Source organism: Phyllobacterium sp. YR620, assembly GCF_900104165.1.
GTDB lineage: Bacteria > Pseudomonadota > Alphaproteobacteria > Rhizobiales > Rhizobiaceae > Phyllobacterium > Phyllobacterium pellucidum.
This window is the reverse complement of the sequence record NZ_FNJP01000007.1, coordinates 108,059-124,695: the sequence shown is the minus strand read 5'-3', so window position 1 is coordinate 124,695 and position 16,637 is coordinate 108,059. Positions and strand designations below refer to the sequence as shown.

Genomic DNA, 16,637 nt, shown 5'->3' with positions numbered 1-16,637 from the left:
GCTTTCTTACTTTGAAGAAGCCGCAGCTTTCTTCACCTGTTCCATGACCTGCTCGGGAGTCTGCGAGCCGCCGATGAGTGCCTGCAGGCCCGAAAGCCAGGCAGCCGCCACGCGCGGTGGGTTGGCCGTATCGAGCCAGGGCATGAGATAGGAAGAGTCCGCGATAACCTTCAGGCCACCGACGACCGCCGGGTTCATCGTATCGGCGGAATATCCTCCGACTGTCGCACTCGGCTGGCCATAAGGCGGAGCGGACAGGACCTTGCCATTATCCGCAGAAGTGACGAACTTCATGAAGTCGATCGCAAGAGGAATGTTCTTCGAAGCGGCATTGATCATGTAGCCTTCCGGCGCGCCTTCGATCGACTTCACGTCGCCCTTTGCGTCCTTCGGTGCCGGCAGTTTGAAGTAGCCGAAATCGTCCCGCTTCAAGGCGCCGTCGGCAGTGCTTTGATCGAACTCGATGATTTCCTGATAGTACATCGCCGACTTGGCATTGGAGAACTGCTGCAGCGCCGATGCATAGGACGAGCCGTTCGTCCCGGAACCATCCGAACATTCATCGATCAACTGCTTGAACTGGGTCAGGCTCAGCACATAGCCCGGATCGGAGTAGTCGGCCGTGGCCGGCGTGAAATCCTTTTCGAGCGTCGCCTGCGGCACGTTATAGGAGAGCAGCTGTCCGGCATAATGAACCGCCGGCCAGCCTTCCTTGTTGCCGAAGGAGATCGGTGTGACGCCCGACTTGCGCAGGGCCGCGCAGGCGGTGAGCAATTCATCAAAAGTCTTGGGTTCGGAAACGCCGGCTTTTTCGAACAGCGGCTTGCTGTAGCCCATGAACTTGGCATCGAGATAGAGCGGGATGCCATAGAGCTTGCCATTGTACTGGAAGGCGCTGACTGCGGCGCCGGCAAGTTGCTTGCCCCAGGCGGTATCGGGACCGATCACCTTGCTAAGGTCGACCGCGCGATTGCCGCGGACGAAGTTTTCGCCCCAGCTGCCGGTCCAGGAGAAATAGATATCAGGCAAGGAATTGGACGCAACGAGAGCCTTCGTCTTGCCCTTCACGCTGTCGTCGCTCTCCTGAATAAGTTCGACTTTGACGCCTGGATGAAGCTTTTCATATTCCTTGGCGGCATCGACGAAAAACGGAGAAAGCTGCTGCAGACCGAACTTAGTGAGAATGCTGAGCGTGCCCGAATATTCAACTTTTGCATCCGGATCCGCTACGACCGGGTCTTTTGCCAGCGCGACACTTGCGCTGCCGACAATCAATCCGGCCGCCATGAAAGAAGCGAGACTCGTCGTGCTTAAAAACGTGGTGCTTTTCATTTCGCAGTTCCTCTCTTTTTTGATCTTTCGTTTCTGTGAATAAATCAATCCCGATCCGACATGATCGGATCGGGACAATCTCAGTATTCGACGCGCTTGTAGTAGCGGCGCGTTGTCAGCGGATGGTCGCGCAAAACTTCGAGATGGGCGCTCAGACGCTCCAGCATGGTGGCGAGGATAATCGGAGAGATCAGCTTGCGCGTATTCTCGGAAATTCCCGGCAGCTTGACAGCGGCTGCGTCCAGAACCCGAACCTTGTCGGTATAGCGTTTTGCGAAATTTTCGACGCGATCGGTCAGTGGGCGGCAGGCATCTTCACCCTTGAAGATGAACAGGCTGACACCGGGCTCGACCAATTCGAGCGTGCCGTGGAAGAAATCGGACGCATGAACCGGACGTGTGCGGATCCACTGCATTTCCTCAAGGATGCACATCCCGTAATAATGCGCTTCCGGCCAGACCGAACCTGCGCCGGTGAAGATGTGATAGGTCTCGTCCTTGATTTCCTGGGCGAGCGCGGCAGCGCCAGCCTCGTAATCTTCCTTCACCGATACGAGCAATTCCGGCAGCTTCTTAAGCTCTGCCACAGTCGCATCGAAGTCCGCAAATTCACCACGCTCAGCCAGCAGGGCGAGAACGATCAGGAGAGTTTGCAGGTAGAACGATTCCGAAGATGTATCGTCTTCGGCGAAGTTGGTGAAATTGTAGTCCGCATCGAGGCCGAGAGGCGTGTTCTTATGCCCGGTGAGGGAAAGCGTCTTTACGCCGCGCTCCTTCAGGAAAGCCATAAGCTGGACGCTTTCCTTGGTTGTTCCCGATAGCGACGGAAGAATGACGAGCGCCCGTTCATCAAGGCCAGCCGGCGCTTCGAGAACGACCTGCGCCGGAAATGCCGCGGAGACCGGGAAGACAGTGCCGTTGCGGGCAAGCTCGATCGCCGGCTGCGTCAGAAACTGCACGCCGCCCGTGCCCATGAAGAAAATCCGTTCGAGGCCATCGTCGAGCAGCTTGCGCACCAGGGTGCGCACGTCATCGGCGATTGCGACTGCGCCACTTTGTATCTTCACAAAGCGATCTTTATCGAAGTTGAGCATTAGAACCTTCCCGTTTGCGCATATCAACACCGCTGGAGAGCGAGGTACCGTCTTGCGCGAATGTTCGTTAAGACAATGTGAGATCGATCTCACACATATTTAGCGCACAAGAATTTCACGCTGACAAGTGGGTTGGAGTATTTTTTTGCTGAGATGCGCGGTGGGGCTCAAACGTCCTGTCGACGGCTCACCGAACCTCTTACCAACAGCTTGGTTTCAAAGCGAATTTGTCTTGTCTGGCGGTTATGTCCGGAGAGCCGTTCAAAAAGGAGCCGCGCTGCAGCAAGGCCGATTTCCGACACCGGCTGTGCAACGACTGTGATCTGCGGATCGGTAAATGTCGCCAGGTTGAAGTCGTCGAATCCGATGAGCGACACGTCATGCGGGATGGAGATTCCCATCGAACGAAAGGCCAACAGCGCGCCTTGGGTCATCAAACTGTCGACGGTGAAGAGTGCAGTCGGTGGCGATTTCTGGCTAAACAGTCGAATGGTCGCATCGATCGCGTGTTCGACTGTCGATTGGGATACAGAAATCATTCTGTCGTCCGGGTTGATGCCTGCGGCGACAAGCGCGCTTTGATAGCCGCTCAAGCGTGCGCGCGACGTGAAGATGCGCGTATCGTCCTGGAGAAGGCCGATGCGTCGGTGGCCCATGGCGATGAGGTATTCGATGGCCTTGCGCGCTCCGCCTTCATTATCGACGACGACACTGTCGCAATCGATTCCTTGCACGACACGGTCGATCAGCACCAGCGGGACGTTTTCCTCGATCAGGCGCTTTAGATGGATGTTGTTCTCGTCCGATGTCGGCGCGACGATGAAGCCCCGAATGCTCAGGGACTGCAGGCTCGCCAGCAAGGAGACTTCCTGTTCCAGTTGCTCTTCGCTGCTGCCGATAATCAGATTGTACCGGCTTTGACGCGCCAAAGCCTCGATATCATGCGCGATCCGGGCGAAAAATGGATTCTGAATGTCACCGAGAATGCAGCCGATGATCGGCAATTGGCCGTTGCGCAGCGCCTGTGCCAGGCGATTGCCCCTGTAACCGAGCTTTTCCGCCGCTTCCTGAACGCGCTGCGCGGTCTCGTCGCCAACGTAACCATAGCTGTTGAGCGCACGAGCAGCCGTCGCGCGGGAGACGTTCGCAAAAGCTGCCACATCCTTCAACGTCGCTGGTTTCTGAGCCATTTCAACCTTCTCGAAGCACGAATAGTGCGCCGCTTTCGCCCCTTTTATCCTCGGGATGCCGGTTAGCATAGGCGGGGCGCGATAGAATTCGGCATCGAAGGGAGAGCGAGTCTCCGCTTCATGCAACCAGAAATAAATTATGCTGTGAAATGTCTGCCTTTTGCGGCGGGGACGGTTTTGCCCGGGTGCTGCCTGAGCCCAAGGTTCCGTCTTGCTTGCGGCTACTATTCAGGACAATACAGAATGCGGCAGGACAAACGGCGTGCCCGGCGCCGGAAATGCGCCAACCTTAAGCGCACAATCATAGACCCGCAGAATGCGCTCATCCGTGAGCACCTCAGCCGGCGTCCCGACGCAATCGGTATGACCGCGATTCATGATAACGACCTTGTCGCCGTACATCGCGGTGAGATTGAGATCATGCAGGATCGCAATGACCCCTCCCCCGCGTTCAGCAAAGTCCCGCGCGATCCGCATGATGATCAACTGATGCTTGATGTCCAGGCTCGAGACCGGCTCATCGAGGAAGAGGAAACGCGGCTGTCCGTCAAGCACGGGTTGCCAGACCTGGCAGAGAACACGGGCAAGTTGCACGCGCTGTTGCTCGCCGCCTGAAAGCTCCTGGTAGAACCGGCCGCCGAATCCGGCAAGATCTACAAGGTCCAGGGCGAGATCCGGCAGATCCCTTGCCGGCCCTGCACCGGTACGGCCGGCGATGACTCCCAGCTTGACGATTTCCCGGACAGTGAACGGGAATGAGAGCGAGGTGGCTTGCGGCAGCATCGCACGCGCGGCAGCCATCTGCCAGGGTTTCATCCTGTCGATCGGTGTACCGTTGAGGCTGATGCGGCCCGTAAATGGCAGGTCACCCGCCATCGCCCGAAGCAAAGTCGTCTTACCCGATCCGTTCGGCCCTAAGACGACGGTGAATTTTCCGGCTTCAGCCGTGAAAGCAGCGCCGTCGATGATCTTTTTGCGGCCAAGGAAGACAGTTACGTCGCTCACGTCAATGCAATGGGAATTCGCCATGGTGCGGGTCCTAGAGATCGAGGATGCCGCGTCTGCGCAGCAATATCCAGAGGAAGAATGGTGCTCCAACAGCGGCGGTGACAATGCCTATCGGCAGTTCCGAGGGTGCCACGATCGTCCGGCTCACCGTATCGGCAAGCAGCAGCATGCATGCGCCGAGCAGCGCCGCGGCTGGCAGGAGGTAGCGGTGATCCGGGCCGATAACGATGCGCAGAAGATGCGGTACGACAATCCCCACAAAGCTTATGCCACCGCTGACTGCAACGGATGCGCCGGTCGCCGCGGCGACTGTGACGATGGCAATATACTTCAGCCTCTGCACCGGAATGCCGAGGTGGCCGGCGGAGGCTTCACCGAGGGCGAGCCCGTTCAGGCCTTGCGCGAGGAACGGGGAGGCAAGCAGCGAGGCGATGATGAAGGGTCCGGCCGCCGCGATCTTGATCCAACTGGCGCCGGCAAGGGAACCAAGCCCCCAGAAGGTGAGATCACGCAACTGCCTGTCATCGGCAACGTAGACCAGTATGCCCATATAGGCGCCGGCCATGGCGCCGAGCGCGATGCCGGCGAGCAGCATCGTCGCGATCGACGTTTGTCCGCGCCGGGTCGCTACCCGGTAGAGAATCGCAGTGAAACTCAAGGCGCCTGCAAACGCTGCAAGCGGCAGGGCGTAACTACCGAAGAATGCGATCATGGGCGCGAGCGCCGTGCCGCCAAGCACGATCATGCTCACCGCGCCAAGTCCTGCGCCAGCCGAGACCCCGACAATGCCGGGATCGGCGAGGGGATTGCGGAAGAGGCCCTGCATCACCGCCCCGGACACCGCAAGTGAGGCACCGATCAGTGCGCCAAGGATGACCCGCGGCAATCTGATGTCGTAGACGATGATCCGGTCGCGGAGCGATACCGCGTCCAGACTGTCCTGCGAAGCGGAGAATAAACTGGAGAGCACTGAAAGAGCAGATGCATCCGATGCGCCGGCCGTAAGGCTGAACGCCATGGAAGCCAGAAGGCAGCCACACAAGATGACGATGACTGCCCTTGCCAGATGGGATCGATCGCCATCGGCGAGGTGCCTCGTCGATGTCTGGCGCCGCCCCATGAGTTTTGTGGTCAAGGCTTCGCTCATTGGCTGAGTTTGTCGCCATAAATTGCCTTGGCAAGGTCATGCACGGCGTTGGGTGTGCGTGGACCGAAACCGAGGAGATATTGCCCGTTCATGCGTATAATCGATTTCGAAGCGCCGGCCGGTGTCGCGGCAATGGCCTTGTTGGCAAGCAGGTCAGCGTTGGCGGCCGCATGATCCCCTCCCCTGTCCATGACGAGAATGACATCCGGTTTTGCGGTAATGATCGCCTCGTCGGTCAGCGGCTTGTAGCCCTCAAAGCCGCTGATCGCATTCTCGGCCCCTGCAAGTTCGATGATCCCGTTGGCAGCGGTCTTGGTGCCGGAACTAAGGATCTTGCCGCCCTGCGCGCTGAGGATGAACAGGACCCGTTTGCGCTCCTGAATATCCTTGGTCTCGGCCGCAGCTGATGCGAGCTTCTTTTCAAGTTCGCCAGCAAGCGCTTTCGCTTTGGCCTCGGCTCCAAGCGCCTTGCCGACCACCTCGACTTTGCCGACAATGCCCGGGCCCGAATAGCTCTCGGGCACGGAGACCATGGGAACGCTCGCCTTCTTCAGGACATCGATCGTCTCTTTTGGTCCGCTGCCTTCAACGGCGATGATTGCTGTCGGATTGATCGAGAGCACGCCCTCGGGAGACAGTGCGCGCATGTAACCGATGTCGGGAAGCTTGGTCGCTGCATCAGGGAACGTACTCGTCGAGTCCCTGCCGACGAGCCGCGACTCTTCGCCCAGCGCATAGATGATCTCGGTTATCGAATCGCCGATCGACACAATACGGCTCGCATCGGGCAGCGCTCCAGTAACCTCTTCGGCCCGGCTTGGCACGCCAAGCGTTGCCAACAGGAGGCCGGCGCAGACAATTGTCCTGAGTGTCATGGTCGCCTCACGCCGCCGCATGCATGAGGTTCGGAAGATTTTCCACAAGGTCGCGCCAGTCGCTGCGTTCGCCCGATCCTTCGGCCCGCTTGCCGAAAAACTGCACAATCAACGCGCCTTTCGCATCGTAGGCCTCCAGGGATGTTACGTGGCCATCTTTAGTCGGCTTGCGTACGGCCCATATTTCGGCGATGTGATCGGTTCGCAGATGCATATGGAACGTCTCGTCGAGGATGTTGATCCAGGGCCCCATGGGCTTCACCGCCTGGATCGGTCCGCTGTGGATCTGAATGCAACCGCGATTGCCGATAAAGCACATGATCGGCATTTCGCCCTTGGCCGCCTGGTGCAGCATCGTGGTCACCGTTTGCGCGTCTAGACGCCAAGCGAAATCGTCGCCGATGACTTGCACCGCCTGGTGGCGAGTCATGCTCAACGACCGCAATATGCCGAAGAATTCGTGGACGTCGCGCATTTTCTCCCAGCGATCACGCAGGCTGGCGGCGTCGAGTTCTTCGATCGCCAGTTTCTTTTCCTCGATTTCGGGCAATGAAGTCAGTTCGATCGTCTGCGATTGGTCGTCGAGGCGCAGCTTGGCGGCCAGTTCTTCATACGCCTCGAGGCTGGAAGCAGGCCGCAAATGAATCTTGTGTATTGCTTCGCCTGCTGCGTCGAAGAATTGCAGGCTGCGGCGCACGCTACCGACCTCGTCTTCTTTGGCAACTGCAAAACCATGGGCCCAATGGCCCTGGAAGATTCGCATGTCGATCTGTTCGCCGAGAACCATGCTGGCATGTTTGCTGACATGGGCGTTTTCGTAAGTTCCGATCTTCTCGTGAACGGCGCTTTCGTTACGGGTAAGCGCCATTACTTCGCCGAGTGAAGCAATGTCGGTCAGAAACGTCTCGATGCGCGGGCTGATGCGCACGACGCTGATTCCGCAGTAAGCAGCGACGAGATCGGCTTCCGAGACGCCGAGCTGCTGTGCAAGGTCGCGCTCGCGCATTTTAGGATTTTCAGCACGAGCCTGCCGAATGGTTTCGGGAGTAGATTTTACTGGTTCAGCCATGGCGAGCGCCCCTTGATGTTTTGTTCTCGAATGAAAGTCTGAAGCGGGCAAGAATGCCATTTTTCAAACTTGACTCTTAAAGTCACCTTTATTACTCAACACAAAGAAGAGTCAACCAGTCAAGATTTGAAATGACCTTCTAGAAACAATCGTTTGCAAGCGAGCAATGAGCTTTTTCAAGAGCGCCTTTAAGCCAGCCAGCATTCAGACTCTGGAGAGAATGGGTAATTATGGGGCTTATTGCACGGAATACGGCTGCTCTGCTCGGCGGAGCGGCGCTGATGGTAATGATTGGCTCGACGGTTGCGGGGGCGCAGCAGGCCACCGCAAATGTACAACTGGGGGCGCAACAGCCCGAGGGTGAAGCTGCAAAGAAGGGTCGCGTGACGCTGCTGCAGCGACTGGTGATCGGCGCCGGCGTCGACAAGATCGCGATCGATACGCCGCAGGCCGTAACCGTGGTCGATCAGGAACAGATGGATCAGGACCAGCCGACGACGATCGGCGATACGCTGCGCGACGTGCCCGGTGTCACCGCGATCGGCAGCGACCGTATTTTTGGCGAGGCGTTCAACATCCGTGGTATCGGCGGAGCCGCGGCGGCGGACGAATCGAAGATCATCATCAATGTCGATGGTACGCCCAAATTCTACGAGCAGTACCGCATGGGATCCTTTTTCAGCGATCCCGAGCTTTACAAGCAGGTCGAAGTCCTGCGCGGCCCGGCTTCGTCTACCCTCTACGGTTCCGGAGCCCTCGGCGGCGTCATCAATCTGACGACGAAAGACGCGGCAGATTTTCTGGTGAACGGTCAGAACAATGCCGTGCGCGTAAAGAGCGCCTATGATTCCAATGGTACGGGCGTTCTCGGCTCAACCATTTATGCGACCCGCCTGAACGAGAATTTCGAGTTCCTCGGAATGGGCAATTATCGCCAGGGCGACGATTACAAGGACGGCGATGGCGACACGATCCAGGGTTCGAATTTCGAATCCTGGTCGGGTCTTGCGAAAGGCACCTATCGTTTCGGTGATGGTAACGAACAGACCATCCGCCTCTCCTATCAGCGCTGGCAGGGCAGCGGCGACGACCAGGCATATTCACAGACCGACAATTTTGATTTTGGAACAGTCGATCGCAAGGTGACTGACCAGACGGCCGTCTTAAGCTACGAGAATCCCGCCAGCGACAATCCATGGCTCAATCTCAAGTTCGAACTCTCCTATTCGGACACGGCGAACGAACAGACGAATGCTTCGGGAATAGGGATGCCCGACCAGCTGTTCGACGATTCGGATTATTCGTACCAGACGTTGCAGGCTCGTCTCGAGAATACCTTTGAGTACAAGGCTGACGATTTCGAGAACTACCTGACGATCGGCACGCAAATCAGCCGTCAGGATCGCGACGCCGAATCGCTCGGCGGTGTTCGGCCTGGTCCGATTCTGTTCCATCCTGAGGGAACCGAGAACAAGTACGGGTTCTACGCCCAGGACGAATTCGTGTGGCGCGAAAAGCTGACCTTGATCCCCGGCATTCGTTATGACTACCGCGATACATCGCCGGGAGAAGGTATCGCCAGTGCCGAAGACACCTCGGATGATGCAATTTCGCCAAAGCTTGCAGCGCTTTACAAGTTCAACGACAGCTTCTCGGTGTTCGGGTCGGTGGCCCACACGGAACGGTTCCCGACCATCGATGAGTTCTACTCAACGTCGGGTCCTGGACGCGGGACCTATCCTGGCGGTCGCACTGCCAGCCTGGATCTCGAGAAGGAGACGTCGAACAATTACGAAGCCGGCTTTTCTGTCGCCGGTTACGATCTGATGCGGGCCGGCGATACGTTGCAACTGAAGACCACCGGGTTCTACAACCAGATCCGCAACCTCATCAGCACCAATCCAAACAACCGCAGCCGCTTGCCCGTCACCTACTACGTTAACATCGCCGAAGCGAAAATTTATGGCGTTGAAGTCGAAGGGTCCTATGACGCTGAGGTCTTCTTCACTCGCCTCGCCTACAGCAACATAAAGGGCGAGGACGAGCAGACGGGTGCTCCGCTGACGACGATCCCCGCGCAGCAACTGACGATGACGGTCGGCGGCCGGATGGTCGATTATGGCGTGGAGTATGGCTGGCGCGGCCAATTCGCCGCCCACACCGATACAGGCTTCACCGGCCAGCCGACACCGGGCTACGGCGTTCACGACATCTTCACAAGCTGGAAGCCCGCGGAGGGCAAATATGCCGGTTTCGAAGCCCGCTTCGCTGTCGAGAACATCTTCGATCGGCAATATCGCGAGAATCTGTCCGGCACAGACGCCAAGGGCCGGACCTTCAAACTCACCTTGGCCAAACAATTTGGATGGTAACCATGAAATTTGCAGCAAGTCTTGGCTTTAGCATGACCGCTGTTACAGCCATATCACTTCTTGCCGCAACGGGGCTGGCGTCGGGGGAAGAGTCCACCCCGGCGCCAGCCCTGACTCTCGAATTGAATGCGCTGCAGCCCTCCGAAAAGGGCTGCCGCCTTACCTTCGTCGTCAGCAATAACCTCAAAGCTCCGCTCGACAAGGCGGCCTTCGAGATTGCTCTGTTCAACGAGGCGAACGTCGTCGACCGCATCACGGTGCTTGACTTCAAGGACCTCCCCGAAGGCAAGACCAAGGTGCGGCGCTTCGATCTCGGCGACACGGACTGTGCCAAGGTGACGCGTGTCCTCATCAACGATGCAACGGAGTGCTCCGGCGCGGGGATCGACCCGAAAGCCTGTATCCGGCAGTTGAAGCCCATCACCAAATCATCGGTGCAGTTCGGGAGTTGAGTGATGGCCCACGCGCTGGCATTTCGTTCCGAGCCCCAGCCTGTCAGGCTGGCGGAACCGCCAGCGCTGCATCTTGTCTCCGATACCAGTCTGCTCCTCTCCTACGCGCATCCCGAAGAGCATCAGCAACTACCGGGCGCGTCGGCGATGGAACTTTCGCCGGATGCCAACGCAGGCGAAAGCCTGTCAAGCACGCTTAGGCGGGCCGCTACAAGCTGGTATCGCAAGCTCCTTCTGTCGTGCGGCTTTCATGCCGCGCTGGCACTCTTCATGGTCGGCTTCATCGCAGACGAAGTCCTGATTGCTGGAAGCCAGCAGACCATGGCGTCTTTGCTTGGCGACGGCGCGGTCGACATGAACAGTTCAGGTGAGCCGGATCAACTCCCTGATGCGACCAACGTCACACTGATATCGATGCAGGCACCAATCCTGATACCGGTGGAAAATGTCGAAGTACCGCCCTCCCCTGCAGCCAGCGACGCCCCAATTGAGACACCGGTGCCTGCGGAAGCGATTATGCCGGTTGAACCGGCAGAAAGTGTCACAGCTGTCGAGGAGACGCCAGCAACCGTTGCACCCGCTGACGCGATCGAAGTGCTTGCGGTGCAGGTCCCGTCCGAACACGGCAGCGTCGCCCCGGTAACGCAAGCGGCGGACGTTAAGGCGGCTGCAGTCCAGCCGGTTGAAGAGCCTGCCGATAGTCCAGCGGACGCGCAGCCCACTATCGAGAAGACCGACCCTGCCCCGGTTCAAAAACTCGTGACGCTCACGGCAAAGGCACAAAACGAAGCAAAGCCGGCTAAGCCGTCCAAGCCAGTAGTAGCAAAGGGTCGTAAGGGCTCGAATGAGCGCACAGCGCGCGTCGGCGTTGCCGACGGCAAAAACGATGGCGACAAAAGTTCTGATGGCAACGCCAAAGGAAAGTCCACCGTTGAGGGAAATGCGGCGGTATCAAACTATCCGGGTACGGTGACGTCGAAGCTTCGGCGCGCTTTGCGCCGCCAGGGGCGATTGCGCGGTGAGTTGATCGTTTCCTTCGTCGTCGCCAATAATGGCAGCGTATCGAGCGTTGCCGTAGGCCGCAGTTCTGGCAATCCCGCCGTCGATCGGGCGGGGATTGAGACAGTCAGGCGTGCTGCGCCCTTCCCTCCGATCCCCGCCGACGCCAAACGCTCGAGCTGGGCGTTTGACCTTCCCCTCGCCTTTGGCGGTTAAGTGGATTACGCGTCCGTTACTTCCATGAATCGCATGTGATTGTTGAAGGGGTCTGTCACCTCAAGTTCAAGCCGAGTGCCCTCGTCATGAAGTCCAGGCTTCATGTAGCGGTAGTTTTTTGCTGAAAGCTCCGCGTGGAACGTTCGTATTCCCTTCATATAGATGACCATGTTGCCACCCGGCGTTGCATCGCCTGCATGTTCGGACAGGTGCAGCCGCAGGGCGCCGCGGGAGATTTGCGTGTAAAGCGGAAAGTTGTCGCCGTAGCGATGTTCCCAATCGACCTTGAATCCCAAGAACCCCAGATAGAACTCGTGCGCCTTCGCCACGTCGAATATTCTGACGATAGGGACAGCCTGTTCAAAGGCGATGGCACTGCTCTCTGTCGCACCATCGATCCGCGCGGCGAGGATGTTCCAGTTCGCCAGGCCAAACTGCCGGGCCACGATCTCGAGTGCTTCGCTTTGTTTGATGGCCTGTTCGCGTTCGGCGAATGCATCTCTCAGCACTTTCGCCATAGCTTTCGCATTGCGGTAATCACGCATAACGTTTCCTTTCATCTGGCGAAATTCATACCCGTGCCCGCGTTGCAGATAATTTCGCCCGACGTTTGGAAGGTCAGGAAACATTATGCGAAGGCGTTCACCATGCTCCATTTCGGGAGTGCGGACGGCAGGCGCACCTTCAGGCCTTGAGAGCCAATTTAGTGAAGGAAATCGCAATTGTCAGGGGCGGGAATGTGTTTCCCGCAATATTTCTTGAGAGGAGAACTTGGCTATCCGCGTGGCTGGCTGTCACGCTGTGGAGGGTATATTTCCAGTGCGAAGAACCCGGGATGCTGGCTCTGTATCAGGCGTTATGGCGACGACAATCTCCCCTCTCCTATCGTAAGGCTGCGGCAGGTTCCTGGCCCCGCTTCGAAGGAATACTTATGGCTGTAAATTGCCAAAGTTGTCCGCGGACAACAGCCGCTTGGGCAGCCAATTCGCGCCATGGTTAAATGTTTGTGAATTCTTTACGAATCGGGCCATATTGTAACTGCGCAGTTTGAGCTAAAGTTTCGTCAATTGCGCAGTTCGAGGATCACCGATGTTACAGACACCAATCCAAAGCGGCGAGCAGGAGCACCTGCCATCGATGTTGTCCGCGGATTCGCTGGAATTGTCACGCCAGCTCCAGCTTCATCAGCAGAAGATATTTCCGCCAACGTCCCAGAAAAGCATCCGGCAGTTCACGCCGGCCGAGGCCGCCTACTATATCGGTATTGGTGAAGGCTATCTGCGGCAGGTGGCCTCGGAAGGACACGGACCGGAACCCCTTGCAAACGGCAGGCGGATGTATACGCCAGCCGATATGGAGCGGATCCGGCGCTCCCTCGACGAAAAGAACGGATCGCAAAAATACGTACCCAACCGCCGGTCCGGAGAAAAGCTGCAGGTCATCGCGGTAATGAACTTCAAGGGCGGGTCAGCCAAGACGACGACCTCCGCGCATCTGGCGCAATATCTCGCGCTGCGCGGCCAGCGCGTTCTGGCGGTGGATCTCGATCCCCAGGCTTCGCTGTCGGCGCTCTTCGGCCATCAACCGGAACTCGATGTGGGCGAGGGCGAAACGCTCTACGGTGCGATACGCTACGAGGACCCGCGGCCGATCGCAGAGATCGTTCGGGCGACATATACGCAAAACCTGCATATCGTGCCGGGCAATCTGGAACTCATGGAGTTCGAGCACGAAACACCACGCGCGATTACATCGGGATCGGCGGAGACGATGTTCTTCGCCCGCATAGGCGAGGTGCTCGCCGACATTGAAAGCCTTTACGACGTCGTTATCATCGATTGCCCGCCACAGCTCGGCTTCCTGACGATGTCGGCATTGTGCGCAGCAACGTCGGTTTTGATTACCGTGCATCCGCAAATGCTCGATGTGATGTCCATGTCGCAGTTTCTAGCCATGACCAGCGAGATGATGGCCGTGGTCGAGCGGGCAGGCGGCCGCACAAGCTATGACTGGATGCGCTATCTCGTGACGCGCTACGAGCCCAATGATGGTCCGCAGAACCAGATGACCGGATTCATGCGGGCGATTTTCGGCAATCGAATGCTACACAATCCCATGCTGAAATCGACTGCGATTTCCGATGCGGGCGTGACCAAGCAGACGCTCTATGAGGTCGAGCGGAGCCAGTTTACGCGGGGCACCTACGACCGGGCGATGGAGTCGCTGAACTCGGTCAATTCCGAAATCGAAGGCCTCCTCAACGCTACCTGGGGGAGGAAATAATGGCCCGCAAGAACCTCATCGAGGTTTCCGCCGCCGAGAGTGCCGCCCCGGATACGGCAACGCCAATGACGGCCACGAGACCGCTCGCCGGCTTTGTCGCGCCGACTGTGCGCAGCACGCCCATTGGCGGCATCACAAAGACGCTCGGCAGCATCACCCAGAAGTTTGAGCGCGCGCAGGATATCGAGAAGCAACTGGCCGAAGGTCAGACGATTGTCGAGCTTGACCCCGCCATCGTTGACGGATCTTTCATCAGCGATCGCCTTGGCATCGATGCGGCGGAACTTGCCGAACTCGTTGAACAGATCAAGAGCCACGGCCAGCAAGTGCCGATCCTCGTGCGTCCACACCCGCAGGATAAGGGCCGCTATCAGGTCGCCTACGGTCACCGCCGGCTGGCGGCGGTAAGGCAGTTGGGCACCAAGGTTCGCGCCGTCATCCGGGAGCTTTCCGATGATCAGCTGGTTGTCAGTCAGGGCCAGGAGAATAATGCGCGAACCAACCTTTCCTATATCGAGCGGGCCCTCTTTGCGGTTCGTCTCGAAGAACGGTCGTTCTCGCGCGATACGATCATGGCTGCGCTTGGCGTGGACAAGGCGGCTCTTTCGAAGATGATCTCGGTTGTACGTCAAATTCCGGTCGAACTTATTGAGGCAATCGGCGCGGCACCGGAGGTCGGGAGGCGGCGGTGGATGGAGTTTGCTGAGCTGGCGCCGAAATCAAGGCTCAAGGACTTATTGGCGTTGTTGTCCGCGGACAACTGCAGGGCGATGTCCAGTGACCAGCGCTTTCAAAAGGCCGTCGAGATCGTGAGCCGAAGGCCTGACAAGGCGCGAGCAGCCACCGGGGCCAAGGTCTGGGTTCCAAGTGACAAGTCTGTCAGCGTTACGCTGAAAACAACGGCAAAGAAGGCCACGGTTACGCTCGAGGCGAGCAACGGCCCACGCTTTGCCGAATGGATCGCCGACAATCTGGGAGATCTCTATGAGGCTTTCCGGAAGTCAGAAAAGGAAACAACGGGAGACTAAACCGCAAAAGAAAAAGGCCCCCAAACGTTGCCGTCGTGGAAGCCCTTCTCATCTGTAGCAACTTGAGAATCGCATTTCCCCGAATCACTGTCAAGAGTCATTGGCGTCGTTTTGGCGAGTTGAGTTCTTTTGCCTTTTTGAAAAGGTGAAACGAGATGCTCGGTAATCTTATAACGACGCCCTTCGGGCGGCGGGGGATGTCGCTTGGCCAGTTGGAAGCCCAGCGGCAGGCACAGACGGTGGATCACGACAAGACGGCCGACAAATGGCAGATCTATCGTTGGCTGTGCGAAGGCAAGGACATCATCGGCATCGGTGATCGGGCGCTTGCCGTTCTCAATGCGCTGTTGTCGTTTCTGCCGGACAATGAACTTTCCAGCGCTAACGGGCTTGTCGTCTTTCCATCGAACGTGCAGCTCTCAATGCGCGCGCACGGCATGGCGAGCGCCACCTTGCGCCGGCATCTGGCAGCGCTGGTCGAATGCGGCCTCATCACCCGCAAGGACAGCCCCAACGGCAAGCGCTATTCGCACAAGGGCAGGGGAGGGGAGATTACCGACGCTTTCGGCTTCTCGCTGGCGCCACTGCTCGCCCGCGCCGGGGAGATCGAAGCCGCAGCTGAAAATGTGCGCGCTGAAAAGCGGGCGCTGAAGCTCGTGCGCGAGCGTATTACCCTGCATCGCCGCGATATCGCCAAGCTGATCGAGGTTGCCGTTGCCGAAGCCATCCCAGGCGACTGGGCGACGCTGTGGCAGCGTCTGCGCACCCTGGTCGAGGCTATTCCGCGCCAGGCAGCCCTCGCCGCGCTGGAGCCAATCCTCGCTGCATTGGCCGATTTGCATGAGGAAGTGGCTATCCTTCTGGAAACCAACATTAATACCAGAAATACGAGCGGCAATGAGTCTCACACTGAGCCGCAGCAACAGAATTCAAATACCGACTCTCCATCTGACTTTGAACCCGGCTCAAGAAAAAGCCGAGACGCGAGCTCCGAGCCCATCCGGCAGAAGGCCGAGGATGTCACCAAGACCTATCCATTGGGGCTGGTGATGAAGGCGTGTCCGGAAATTACCGACTATGCGGCGGGCGGCATCGACAACTGGCGCGGCTTCATGGCGACGGCGGCGCAGGTGCGAGGTTACCTTGGCATTTCGCCCTCGGCCTATGCGGAGGCGCTCGACGTCTTTGGCGAAGAAAACACCGCCATCGTCATCGCCCTGATCCTCGAGCGTGCCCAGCACATCAATTCCGCCGGCGGCTATCTGCGGGCCTTGACGGAGAAGGCGCGGGCAGGGGAGTTTACCGTCGGCCCCATGCTGATGGCGGCGCTCAAAGCCAACGGGATACGCCCGACGCTGGTGGCAGGTGAATGAGGATGGAGGTTGCCTTAGTTTACGCCCGAAGGCCGAGTTTCCTTTCCCGGTGGAGCACATGTTTGACCGAGGAAACAGCCGCGTGCACGATCCGCGCGACGTCGTTCACGCGATCGCCGGATGTGAATTCGTCCGGGCAAACTGGAATGCATTCGTTGATCATTTATCCAAGACACAGAAACGAATGTCTCGTTAGGTT

The 16,637-nt window shown here is 58.2% G+C and carries 14 protein-coding genes; 6 read left to right on the top strand and 8 right to left on the bottom strand.

Features of this window, described 5'->3' with window-relative positions:
• Window positions 1-6: 6 nt before the first annotated feature.
• The 7 genes from BLR72_RS20330 to BLR72_RS20300 all read right to left on the bottom strand — a co-directional run bounded on the left by BLR72_RS20330 (window position 7) and on the right by BLR72_RS20300 (window position 7,715).
• Entirely contained in the window at window positions 7-1,332 is a 1,326-nt protein-coding gene (locus BLR72_RS20330; protein ID WP_091951488.1) for an ABC transporter substrate-binding protein, read from the bottom strand.
• Window positions 1,333-1,412: 80 nt separating this feature from the next.
• Complete coding sequence (locus BLR72_RS20325) at window positions 1,413-2,426, bottom strand: SIS domain-containing protein (protein ID WP_091951486.1); 1,014 nt, start codon at window positions 2,424-2,426, stop codon at window positions 1,413-1,415.
• Between the two features lie 167 nt (window positions 2,427-2,593).
• Window positions 2,594-3,616 (bottom strand): LacI family DNA-binding transcriptional regulator, encoded by a 1,023-nt coding sequence (locus BLR72_RS20320; RefSeq protein ID WP_027232677.1) that lies wholly within the window; start codon window positions 3,614-3,616, stop codon window positions 2,594-2,596.
• 228 nt (window positions 3,617-3,844) lie between these two features.
• Window positions 3,845-4,645: a heme ABC transporter ATP-binding protein gene (locus BLR72_RS20315; RefSeq protein WP_091951484.1), complete on the bottom strand. Its 801-nt coding sequence runs from the start codon at window positions 4,643-4,645 to the stop codon at window positions 3,845-3,847.
• 10 nt (window positions 4,646-4,655) lie between these two features.
• A complete protein-coding gene (locus BLR72_RS20310) occupies window positions 4,656-5,744 on the bottom strand; it encodes a FecCD family ABC transporter permease (protein WP_091951682.1) in 1,089 nt (362 codons plus the stop codon).
• 23 nt (window positions 5,745-5,767) lie between these two features.
• A complete protein-coding gene (locus BLR72_RS20305; RefSeq protein ID WP_091951680.1) occupies window positions 5,768-6,646 on the bottom strand; it encodes a heme/hemin ABC transporter substrate-binding protein in 879 nt (292 codons plus the stop codon).
• Window positions 6,647-6,653: 7 nt separating this feature from the next.
• Window positions 6,654-7,715 carry a hemin-degrading factor gene (locus BLR72_RS20300; RefSeq protein WP_091951482.1) on the bottom strand — a complete coding sequence of 354 codons (1,062 nt, stop codon included), beginning with the start codon at window positions 7,713-7,715 and terminating at the stop codon, window positions 6,654-6,656.
• Window positions 7,716-7,945: 230 nt separating this feature from the next.
• Between BLR72_RS20300 and BLR72_RS20295 the strand changes: the two genes are divergently transcribed.
• Genes BLR72_RS20295 through BLR72_RS20285 form a run of 3 tightly spaced genes read left to right on the top strand, consistent with a single transcriptional unit; the run spans window position 7,946 to window position 11,754 of the window.
• Entirely contained in the window at window positions 7,946-10,087 is a 2,142-nt protein-coding gene (locus BLR72_RS20295; RefSeq protein WP_091951480.1) for a TonB-dependent hemoglobin/transferrin/lactoferrin family receptor, read from the top strand.
• A 2-nt stretch (window positions 10,088-10,089) separates the two neighbouring features.
• Window positions 10,090-10,539, top strand: a complete 450-nt coding sequence (locus BLR72_RS20290) for a hypothetical protein (RefSeq protein WP_091924289.1) — start codon at window positions 10,090-10,092, stop codon at window positions 10,537-10,539.
• A gap of 3 nt (window positions 10,540-10,542) precedes the next feature.
• Window positions 10,543-11,754: an energy transducer TonB family protein gene (locus tag BLR72_RS20285; protein ID WP_091951478.1), complete on the top strand. Its 1,212-nt coding sequence runs from the start codon at window positions 10,543-10,545 to the stop codon at window positions 11,752-11,754.
• A gap of 5 nt (window positions 11,755-11,759) precedes the next feature.
• Here BLR72_RS20285 and BLR72_RS20280 read toward each other — a convergent pair whose 3' ends face one another.
• Window positions 11,760-12,299 (bottom strand): glyoxalase superfamily protein, encoded by a 540-nt coding sequence (locus BLR72_RS20280; protein WP_091951678.1) that lies wholly within the window; start codon window positions 12,297-12,299, stop codon window positions 11,760-11,762.
• A gap of 544 nt (window positions 12,300-12,843) precedes the next feature.
• On the opposite strand from BLR72_RS20280, the gene repA reads away from it, so the two are divergent.
• From repA to repC, 3 genes are all read left to right on the top strand, one after another.
• Window positions 12,844-14,037, top strand: coding sequence for a plasmid partitioning protein RepA (repA, locus tag BLR72_RS20275; RefSeq protein WP_027232686.1), 1,194 nt, complete (start codon window positions 12,844-12,846; stop codon window positions 14,035-14,037).
• The gene (gene repB / locus BLR72_RS20270) at window positions 14,037-15,065 is read left to right on the top strand and encodes a plasmid partitioning protein RepB (RefSeq protein ID WP_091951476.1); all 1,029 of its coding nucleotides are present in this window, start codon (window positions 14,037-14,039) and stop codon (window positions 15,063-15,065) included. Before repA ends, repB begins: the two co-directional genes overlap by 1 nt.
• A gap of 155 nt (window positions 15,066-15,220) precedes the next feature.
• Complete coding sequence (gene repC, locus BLR72_RS20265; protein WP_091951474.1) at window positions 15,221-16,438, top strand: plasmid replication protein RepC; 1,218 nt, start codon at window positions 15,221-15,223, stop codon at window positions 16,436-16,438.
• Window positions 16,439-16,637: the final 199 nt, after the last annotated feature.